Consider the following 9139-nt stretch of genomic DNA (forward strand, 5'->3'; position numbering starts at 1 on the left):
TGGCTGAAGGTTGGGGAAAAGAAATATTGGGTGAAGATTGGAATGTCTATTCTGCTGGTATTGAAACACATGGTGTTAATCCTAAAGCAATAGAAGCTATGAAAGAAGTGGATATTGATATCTCAAACCATACATCAGATTTGATTGATAGTGATATCTTAGAACAGTCAGCTTTGGTCGTAACATTATGTAGTGATGCAGACGATAATTGCCCTATATTACCACCTAATGTTAAAAAAGAACACTGGGGCTTTGATGATCCAGCAGGAAAAGAATGGCCAGAATTTCAACGTGTTAGAGATGAAATTGGAAAAAGAATACAAGAATTCAAAGAAACGCTCGTTTAATGTGAGCGTTTCTTTATATTTAAGTCATACATTTTATTAATAATGATTTCATTTCTATATCTTTGATATAATAGTATGCCATTTTCCCATCCTTGTAAAAATCCAGCACGTCTCTTTTATACAGCGCTCTCAAATGATGTGATGTTGAAGCTATACTCAAACCTAATGTTATAGATAAGTCACAAACACATAATTCTTTCTCTTTAATTAGAGCTAATATAATTTTCAGCTTATTCTCATCACTTATCTTTAATAATGTATTGATAAGCCGTTGAGTTTTTTCTTCTTTTAAAAATCTTAAAGCATAATTCACTTTTTCCTCATGAACACAAATGACGTCACAAATTTTATTGTTATTCATATTAAGTCACACCTTAATTTATAATATAAATCCTAATATTGTTTGTATGGTTTCATTTTCAATAATAATAAATAAGCCCAATGCTATGTAAATAACAGCCATAATCCAACGACTGAACTTCTCAACAATTTCACCCACACCAGGAATTCTAGCTAGTTTTTGTGCTGTGAATACTAAAAAGAAAATTAAAACTAAAAATACAATTAAGGTAGTCAGTAATTCAATAATATCCAATGCTACAAAATAAGGGACAAATAAACCAATATTATCTGCACCACAACTTGCAATTGTCACTAAAGAAACAGTCCCTACTAATTTGGACAAACCTTTTTCGTTTAATTCTTTTTTTGCTCTTTTTTCACCTTCACAATCATCATAAATAGCAACTTTTATACCTAAGTAGATGGGGATCAAACCTAATAAACCTAATATCCATTTCTCTGGAACATAATTTAACACAAAAGCTAAAAATAAACTGACTAATATGAGGATCATCGATCCTAGATATTGACCTATATAAATATCCCTATATTCTTTTCTAGTCTTTGCTCTAGCAAAAAATATTAATAAAATCACTAATAAATCTACCGCAGTTGCAATATAAAGTATTGCCGCAGTTATAATAGTCTGAACCATAGAGCACCTCATTCAAATATACATTTGAATGAATTGTATCATATATTGCATATCTTATGAATAATAAATATTAGAACCGAAAAGTGACACTTTAACTGATAGTAAGGGGCTGTGTATATACGAGTGATTTATAGATTCTTTGAGAATACGACTTAAAGCGATTTTAATTTGTCAGTTCATTGCATTTTGTTTTTTTAACAATTTCAATAATAAGAAGCACCTTATAGAACCTTCCTCATATTTGTCTTACAGGCCACATTATTACATTAATGGTACAATGCCACATAATAATTATATGAAAATATAATTATTTTATTTATTCTTACACTCATACACGCAAATTAACTTATGCTTTTCTTAATTTAGAAGCTTATCACTATAGAAAAATTGAAAAGTAAATGTCTGATATGAGCTTATTTAAACAAAGAGCACATAAGCGTTGTCAAGAGAATCATTTGATATACGTCGATTTTAAGTGTAAATATTAAAAAATCGCCTGGAACAAAAGTAATGTTCCAGGCGTGGCTATGATAAGTCTTATAATAGTTTCGCAAGTGCGACCATGACAAATTGTAATGGTAAACGAATGACATGCTGCTTAACACTATCTGTTCTATCTCTTTCATCTTTATAAGAGATGTTCTTACGTGCAGCGTAAATATTTGCAGGAAATACGAGCCAAAGGAATCCTTGTACTACTTTTCTTACGCGTGATCTATTTTTAGCACCGAGTACATAAAAAACAATTATAAATTCTAATATGCCCGAACACTTAACTATTGCGTGTTTGAAAGGTAAATAGGACGGCACGATTTTTAAAAACATATCTTTATTTTTAAAGTGTGAAACACCACTTTTATAAAACAGTAAACTAAATATGAATCTTACGATGATATTTTTCATAGTCTTCTCTATTCTTCAGCGACTTTGACAACTTGTTTACCAAAATTCTCTCCTGTGAATAACTTTCTAAATGCAGAAGGTAAATTGTCAAAACCTTCATCTATCGTCACTTCAAATTTAATTTTACCTTCAGACACCCATTGTGCGAGTTGTTCGCTTGCTTCTTTAAAATGATCAGCGAATTGTGCTACTACAAAACCTTGCATCAATGCTTGATTTTTAATCAACGTTCCTTGGATACGTGGTCCAATATCGTCTTTTTCATTATTATATGCTGAAATTGCACCACATACCGGAACGCGTGCAAATCGATTTAAGTATTTAAACACTTCATCAGAAATTGCGCCGCCAACATTTTCAAAATACACATCAATACCATCTGGTACAGCCGCTTCGAGTTGCTGTGCGAAATCATCTTGTTTATAGTCAATGGCCGCATCAAATCCTAATTCATCTGTTAAATATGTTGTTTTCTGCTTACCACCAGCAATACCGACAACTTTTGCGCCTTTAATCTTAGCAATTTGTCCTACGACAGAGCCTACTGCACCTGATGCAGCTGACACGACAACCGTCTCGCCAGATTGTGGCTGACCAATTTGAAGCAACCCTGTATAGGCTGTCATTCCCGGCATGCCTAAAACACTCAAATATAAATGTAATGGTACATCTTTTGATGGCACAGGGGTCACATCGTCTCCATTCACTGTATTTATCTTTTTCCATGGTAATATGCCTGTGACATAATCGCCGACAGATAGACGTTCATCGTTCGATTGTGTGACTTTTCCAACAATATGACCTTGTAATGGCTCATTCACTTGGAAAGGTTGAACATAACTTTTTGTATCATTCATTCTGCCTCTCATGTAAGGATCTACAGATACATAAATGGATTCTACTTGAACCTCACCTGCATGTGGTTCTCGAGTTTCTATTGTTTCAAATCTAAATACATCGTCTTGAGGGATACTTTGTGGTCGTTTTGCAAGTACAACTTGTTGATTATTCATTTATTATTCCTCCAGATATTTAGTCGTTGCGTCTGATAATGACAAATCACCATTGATGATTTGGAATTCGTGACCTTGTAATACTTCATCAGTTAATACAGAAACAAGCACTTCTGCTACATCTTCTCTTGTAATAGACGGATTTTGTACATTTTCAAATTGCGTACTCATATTGAATTGTTGCGTTTCATGTTCGTTTGTTAAAGCGCCTGGATGCACGATGGTATATTTTAAATTTGCATGTCTTAAGTAGTCATCCGCATAATGTTTAGCAATGGTATATGGTTTCAAGTCGCCTGACGCATCAAAAGCTTCTCGACGTGAGTCGTACGTTGATACCATAACAAAGTGTTGACGACCGACGTGTTCACTTGCTTTAATTGCTTTCACTGCACCGTCTAAATCTACTATAATTGTTTGATCGTCACCTGTGCTCCCACCAGAACCGACGGAAAAAAGGATTTGATCATACGGTTTAAATAATTCTATTAATTCATCAATAGATTGTTTTGCAACATCAATGTAAGTTGCATCAATACCATCTGCTTTTAAAACTTCAACTTGTTCTTCTTTTCTAACACCGGCAGTAAAATCAACATCTCGTTCTTTCAGTTTACTTACAAGATGTTGACCAACGCCACCATTAGCACCAATAATTAATGATTTCATGTGTATCGCTCCTTTATGAAATTATTGATTAGCTAAGATTTTTAAAGCATGTTCAGCAACAGCATGTCCTGATTGAGGATTTTGACCAGTCACAATGCGACCATCTACGACTGCGAAATTGCTCCAGTCATCCTCTTTTTTAAAATGTGCACCGTTACTAATAAATTCGTCTTCTAATAAATATGGCATGTATTCAGTTGTACCATTTGCTTGTTCTTCACTATTTGTAAAACCAGTCACGTCTTTATGACGAACGAGGTAATCGCCATTTTCTTTAATGTCGAGTAGACCAGCCGCACCATGACATACAGAAGAGAGAACGCCTTGGTTATTGTAAATACTTAACGCAATGTCGTTAAGTTCTTTGTTATTTCTAAAATCCCAAATCGCACCATGTCCACCTGCAAAGTAAATGGCTTGATAGTCGCTAGGATTAACCTCTTTTGGAGATAATGTTTGTCCAAATTTATTCATATAATCATGATCCGTGTAGTATTCCCAGTCCTCGGCTCCCATCATTTCAGGGCTAAGACTGATAGGATCAAGAGGAACATACCCACCGTTCGGACTTACAAAATCAACATCATAACCTGCGTCATAGAAATCTTTCGCAAAGTGCGTAACCTCTGAGAACCACGCACCTGTAGGTCTTTCTAAATTATCGTATTTCGCAATGTTTGTTACAACAATTAAAGCCTTTTTCATTGTCTTTCCTCCTCATTCATGTTTATATAGAATACAATATCAGTTAAACCTTGGTTTAAGAGAAAGGATATGCTTACATGAAACAATATTACATTGAATATGTCTCAGATTATTGCAATATACCTAAAAGCAAACTGCGTTATTACGAGAAAAAGAGTATCTTAAAACACATCGACAGAGATAGCAATAACAAGCGTTTATACACAGACGACGATATCGAAATGATTAAATTTATCCAGTGCTTAAGCAATTTGAATATGCCATTAAAAGAAATCCGAAAAAACACAGACATGCTTTATCAAAACCAAATAGATGTCCCAAGCGTGTTACGCGCACACCTAGAATTCTTGAATGAACAACGGAATTTGATCAGTACACATATCGACTTAATTGAACAAAAATTACAAACTGCCATGACTGAGTGACGAGGGAAAAGGGAGTGTGTGAATTAAAAGAACGATGAGAAGAGTATGGAGGAATAGTTAATGAATAAGCATAAGGAAATTTTAGATTTTAAAGATGAAGTGTGTATGTAAAGGCGATAGGTGGATACGCAAAGCTGGAATGAGTCAGAAAATTGCGTCGGGTGGATAAGCTAGAATAGAATGAGTGGGCGATGGATGGATAGGCTAAAACGGTTATAATATACCTTATACCTAAAATTACAGAGTACTAAAACTATCTTATCTGACATCTCTTGACGAGTTCTGCTTATCGGTTGTTGATGGGGTTTTTTGTAATTGATTTTTCGTACAGCTAGATAAAACGATATATTACTACTATAAATACTTTACATCTAATATCAACTAGTAGCATAAATGCTTAATATATACAAAAAGCTCTCTCAAGTTGTAAGACTTAATAGAGTATATTATTTGTTATCTTTTTACATAAAATTACTTATTGGTACTTTTGTAATTTCAATTACTATCCCATTTCATAAAATATTCATATTCTTGAGTTTCTACTTCAAATTCCTTAGATCGTATTTCAAATTGATGTTTTGTATAAAAACGAATGGCTCCTTCATTCTTCTCATTTACATGTAAATTAAGTACATTATAATCGCTTTTTAATCTTTCCAATAAAAACCTTCCTATACCTTTATTACGGTAATTATCTGTAATAAAAAGACCTGCAATATATTGTTCAATCCACTTTATAACGAAATTACTTAATACAAATAATTATAACAAATCAAGAACCTATGTTCTCTCTATATATTCACAATTCTTAAGATATAATTATTTAAAAAATAGAAATGAGTGATTTAATGTATAGCAATTGGGGACGTGAGTTACAATCAATAATTGAAAATATAGATACGAAAGACGTAAAAGAAGTGATGAGTCAAGCAAGTAAGTCTTATGAGGAATTAAATAGTAAACGCTACACTCGTAACAAGGAAAAATATCCAATGATTTTAAATGACATAGTTAAATATGAATTATATCTTCTTGATGGATGCAATAATGTAGATGAGGAAAACAAACCAAAAAAGTGGGAAGATCATGATTTATTTGTGCCAACTAAAACTAACTTTTCAGCAAATTTCAAAAAGTTTTGTCTTGCACTTGGTATTGATTCTGAAAATTTTAAAATTGGAAAATTCTATGCATTTAAATATGATAGTAAACTTGTTATACATGATATATTGTCGAATAACTCTGATTATATCCATTTTTTAAAAAATGGCGTTAATAAAAAAGACTTAGAATCTACAAATAAAATTAATGATAACATATATTATTTTATAAAAAATGAAATTACTAATCCTATTGATTATAAAACTGCTATGACAAATTATTATTTATATTTCTTAATCGATTCAAATATCGAAGTTGGTATAAAATCTAAGGTTATCGATATTATAACAGCACCAAATGTTAGCAGTGCTCAAAAAATAGATATAATTAATTACTATATGGATGAATTAGATGAACTCAAGGACGAAGTTAATGCAAGATTAGCTGCAACCCAATCTTATAGCTATAGTGACTATTTAGAACAAGAATGCCGTGTTCAAATTGACGTAAACCTTGCAAAGTATTTAACTAAAAAAGAAACTCAAGCATCTGCCCCTAAATCCTTAGTAACTAGATTATTAAGTCAAAGCGAGCTAGTAGATCCACCAGAGTACACCAAAGAAAATCGCAACAAACTTATTTCTGAATTAAAAAAAGCTTTAAATTATCATTTAAAGAACAACAACGATAAAAATAACCTTGATGATTCTGAATATTTTTATATCACGTCAAAATAGTAACCATCATTATAGAAGTGCCGATTTTTCATCGGCACTTCTTTTTTGTCAATATATTTCTTCATAATTTTTGTCTGGAATTTTAAAGGTTATTTTACAGACTTACTCCTCACACTATTACCTATATAGTTATATATGTGTTCGGCCGATACACAAATTAATACATTCGGAGGTAAATAATTATGAAGTACGAAGGTGAATATTTTGTAAAGCACACACCAAGTGTTCCATTTATCATTATTAGTAAGAATAGTAAATGGAACTCAGTTTATCTGAAAACAGGCCCGAATCCAAAGCGTCAAAAGCGTAATTGGAAAGGCGGTAACAACTAATGACGAACAACATATTCAAGCAATATCCATACTGGTTAGATTCAACTGCATGGTATGAACTTATTCGAGCAAAAAACAAAAATGACGAAGATAAGATAATTCGTTTATCTAGTCCAATCATCATAAAAAACAAATTTCTCGACCCTACTACAGGGGTTGAGAAATTGACTATCACGGATGGCAAAAATATTGAACGTATTGAAACGTCAGATATTCTAACGACACAAAAGTTACCTAGACTGGTTATGTTTGGGTTCAGCATCAATGAAAAGTACATTAAATCGCTAGGTAATGCACTACAATTAATGCGTCAATCACTACCCATTTCTACATTGTATACAGGTGTAGGTGTCTTACGTACTGATGAAGGTACTGTCATTTCATTAGATGAACCATATCTTTCAAAAGACATCGAGCAGTCTCAGGCTGATGAAATCATTTGTGAAACAAAGTATGACTTACAACCTAAAGGTACATTTGAAGGCTGGTGGCAAATGTATCTTGATGAAGTAAAAGGAAACTTGTTACTGGAGCTTGCTGTGATATTTGGTGTTTCTTCATTAGTGACTGCGTTCTTAAAAACAAAGCATGAAGTCGAATATTTTGGCACGATATTTTCATTTATGGGGAACTCTAGTACGGGTAAATCGACTGCAGCGGCATTAGCAGTTTCAATAGCAGGTAATCCATCTAAAGGTGACCAAACATTATTCAGAGGTTGGAACGGCACCCGTAATGCAATTGAAGGATACTTAAGTAACAATTTTGGTGTTCCTATTGTATTAGATGAATTATCAGCAGCGACCTTTAAAGATACCAATGGTTTGCTTTATTCGCTTGCAGAAGGTCAAGGTCGCCTACGTGCTAATCGAGAGGGAAATGTAAAAAAACCTCACCATTTTGGATCTAGTGTGATTAGTACAGCAGAACACACGATTTTTAAAGATGCTAGTGCAAATGATGGTTTGAGAGCAAGATGCATCGAAATTTCTGATGTCTTTACAACAAGTGCTGACAATGCAGACGCCATTAAAAAAGGAACATCAAAAAATTATGGACACGTAATGCCGTTAGTAGCTGAATATCTTCTAAATCGTGAATCTGAAGTAATCAAGTGGTTTCATAAAGAACACGATTGGTTCAAAGCACAGCTTAACAATGAAACAAACAATGTAGGTATACGTATGTTCAAGCGCTATGCCACCATTACGACTTCAGCACGAATATTAGAACGTGTAATCGCAACTCCTATCGATTTGGATGCAGTTAGAGAATATCTAGTTAGTTATCATGTAGATTCCGTAAGTGAGCGCAGTTTGGGAGCCAAGGCGATTGATAGTGTAGTTCAGTTCGTGGCACGCAATCGTAGTAAGTTTGCAGAAAGTAAAAAACTCTCCATAATGACTGAAAATTATGGCCTTATTGAGCTGAAAGACGATCACATTCAAGTCAAGATGCTTAAAGATGTTTTTAAACATATGTTAGAAGAAAACCAATACCAAGATGTAAAAAATGTAATAGATAGTTTAAGAGCAGAAGGATATATCCAGATGGATTCCGATCGGATAGCTATCAAACGTAATGTCAAAGATACTCAAGGCAAAACAAAAACGATCTTGTTCTACCATCTTGTATTGCCTAGTGAGTTTGCACCTGTTCTCGGTTTAAGCTCAAATTCTGAACCATACACACCACCGCAATTTGATAATAATACAACAAATAAGGAATTACTCAACAAATTTGTTAAAAATGGTAGAGAATGGGAAGAAAAGGGCGATTTAGAACTCTAAATATAAATATCGCTACAACGCGCTATGCGTTGTAGCTCATTAAATTAATCGGAGGCATAAAAATGAAAACAAACGTCAACTTATTAAATTACACAATTGATTCAGTAGAAGTCGATGATA

At 33.3% G+C, this 9139-nt stretch carries 12 protein-coding genes; 5 read left to right on the top strand and 7 right to left on the bottom strand.

Features of this window, described 5'->3' with window-relative positions; all coding sequences use genetic code 11:
- A partial coding sequence (locus KA909_RS10415) for an arsenate reductase/protein-tyrosine-phosphatase family protein (RefSeq protein ID WP_210130184.1) occupies nt 1–347 on the top strand: 347 nt, incomplete at its 5' end.
- 19 nt (nt 348–366) lie between these two features.
- On the opposite strand, the gene KA909_RS10420 is transcribed toward KA909_RS10415, so the two are convergent.
- The 6 genes from KA909_RS10420 to KA909_RS10445 all read right to left on the bottom strand — a co-directional run bounded on the left by KA909_RS10420 (nt 367) and on the right by KA909_RS10445 (nt 4634).
- Complete coding sequence (locus KA909_RS10420; protein WP_193839872.1) at nt 367–708, bottom strand: ArsR/SmtB family transcription factor; 342 nt, start codon at nt 706–708, stop codon at nt 367–369.
- Nucleotides 709–726: 18 nt separating this feature from the next.
- Nucleotides 727–1344 (bottom strand): CadD family cadmium resistance transporter, encoded by a 618-nt coding sequence (locus KA909_RS10425; RefSeq protein ID WP_002434082.1) that lies wholly within the window; start codon nt 1342–1344, stop codon nt 727–729.
- Nucleotides 1345–1881: 537 nt separating this feature from the next.
- On the bottom strand, nt 1882–2247 hold the full coding sequence (locus tag KA909_RS10430) for a DoxX family protein (protein WP_002434567.1): 366 nt from the start codon (nt 2245–2247) through the stop codon (nt 1882–1884).
- Nucleotides 2248–2255: 8 nt separating this feature from the next.
- Entirely contained in the window at nt 2256–3260 is a 1005-nt protein-coding gene (locus tag KA909_RS10435; RefSeq protein WP_002434486.1) for an NADP-dependent oxidoreductase, read from the bottom strand.
- Nucleotides 3261–3263: 3 nt separating this feature from the next.
- Nucleotides 3264–3929 carry an SDR family oxidoreductase gene (locus KA909_RS10440; protein WP_193839869.1) on the bottom strand — a complete coding sequence of 222 codons (666 nt, stop codon included), beginning with the start codon at nt 3927–3929 and terminating at the stop codon, nt 3264–3266.
- 21 nt (nt 3930–3950) lie between these two features.
- Nucleotides 3951–4634: a type 1 glutamine amidotransferase domain-containing protein gene (locus tag KA909_RS10445; RefSeq protein ID WP_193839868.1), complete on the bottom strand. Its 684-nt coding sequence runs from the start codon at nt 4632–4634 to the stop codon at nt 3951–3953.
- Between the two features lie 77 nt (nt 4635–4711).
- On the opposite strand from KA909_RS10445, the gene KA909_RS10450 reads away from it, so the two are divergent.
- Nucleotides 4712–5059 (top strand): MerR family transcriptional regulator, encoded by a 348-nt coding sequence (locus tag KA909_RS10450; RefSeq protein WP_002434548.1) that lies wholly within the window; start codon nt 4712–4714, stop codon nt 5057–5059.
- 495 nt (nt 5060–5554) lie between these two features.
- Here KA909_RS10450 and KA909_RS10455 read toward each other — a convergent pair whose 3' ends face one another.
- Nucleotides 5555–5797: a GNAT family N-acetyltransferase gene (locus tag KA909_RS10455; protein WP_306299722.1), complete on the bottom strand. Its 243-nt coding sequence runs from the start codon at nt 5795–5797 to the stop codon at nt 5555–5557.
- A gap of 110 nt (nt 5798–5907) precedes the next feature.
- Between KA909_RS10455 and KA909_RS10460 the strand changes: the two genes are divergently transcribed.
- The 3 genes from KA909_RS10460 to cch1 all read left to right on the top strand — a co-directional run bounded on the left by KA909_RS10460 (nt 5908) and on the right by cch1 (nt 9019).
- Nucleotides 5908–6897 carry a hypothetical protein gene (locus KA909_RS10460; protein ID WP_023350832.1) on the top strand — a complete coding sequence of 330 codons (990 nt, stop codon included), beginning with the start codon at nt 5908–5910 and terminating at the stop codon, nt 6895–6897.
- Between the two features lie 182 nt (nt 6898–7079).
- Nucleotides 7080–7229 (top strand): hypothetical protein, encoded by a 150-nt coding sequence (locus KA909_RS10465; RefSeq protein ID WP_002434105.1) that lies wholly within the window; start codon nt 7080–7082, stop codon nt 7227–7229.
- On the top strand, nt 7229–9019 hold the full coding sequence (gene cch1 / locus KA909_RS10470; RefSeq protein WP_210130185.1) for a cassette chromosome replicative helicase: 1791 nt from the start codon (nt 7229–7231) through the stop codon (nt 9017–9019). The genes KA909_RS10465 and cch1 overlap by 1 nt, the downstream gene beginning before the upstream one ends.
- The last annotated feature ends 120 nt before the right edge of the window (nt 9020–9139 follow it).

Source organism: Staphylococcus sp. GDX8P54P (genome assembly GCF_017893165.1).
GTDB classification, from domain to species: domain Bacteria; phylum Bacillota; class Bacilli; order Staphylococcales; family Staphylococcaceae; genus Staphylococcus; species Staphylococcus borealis.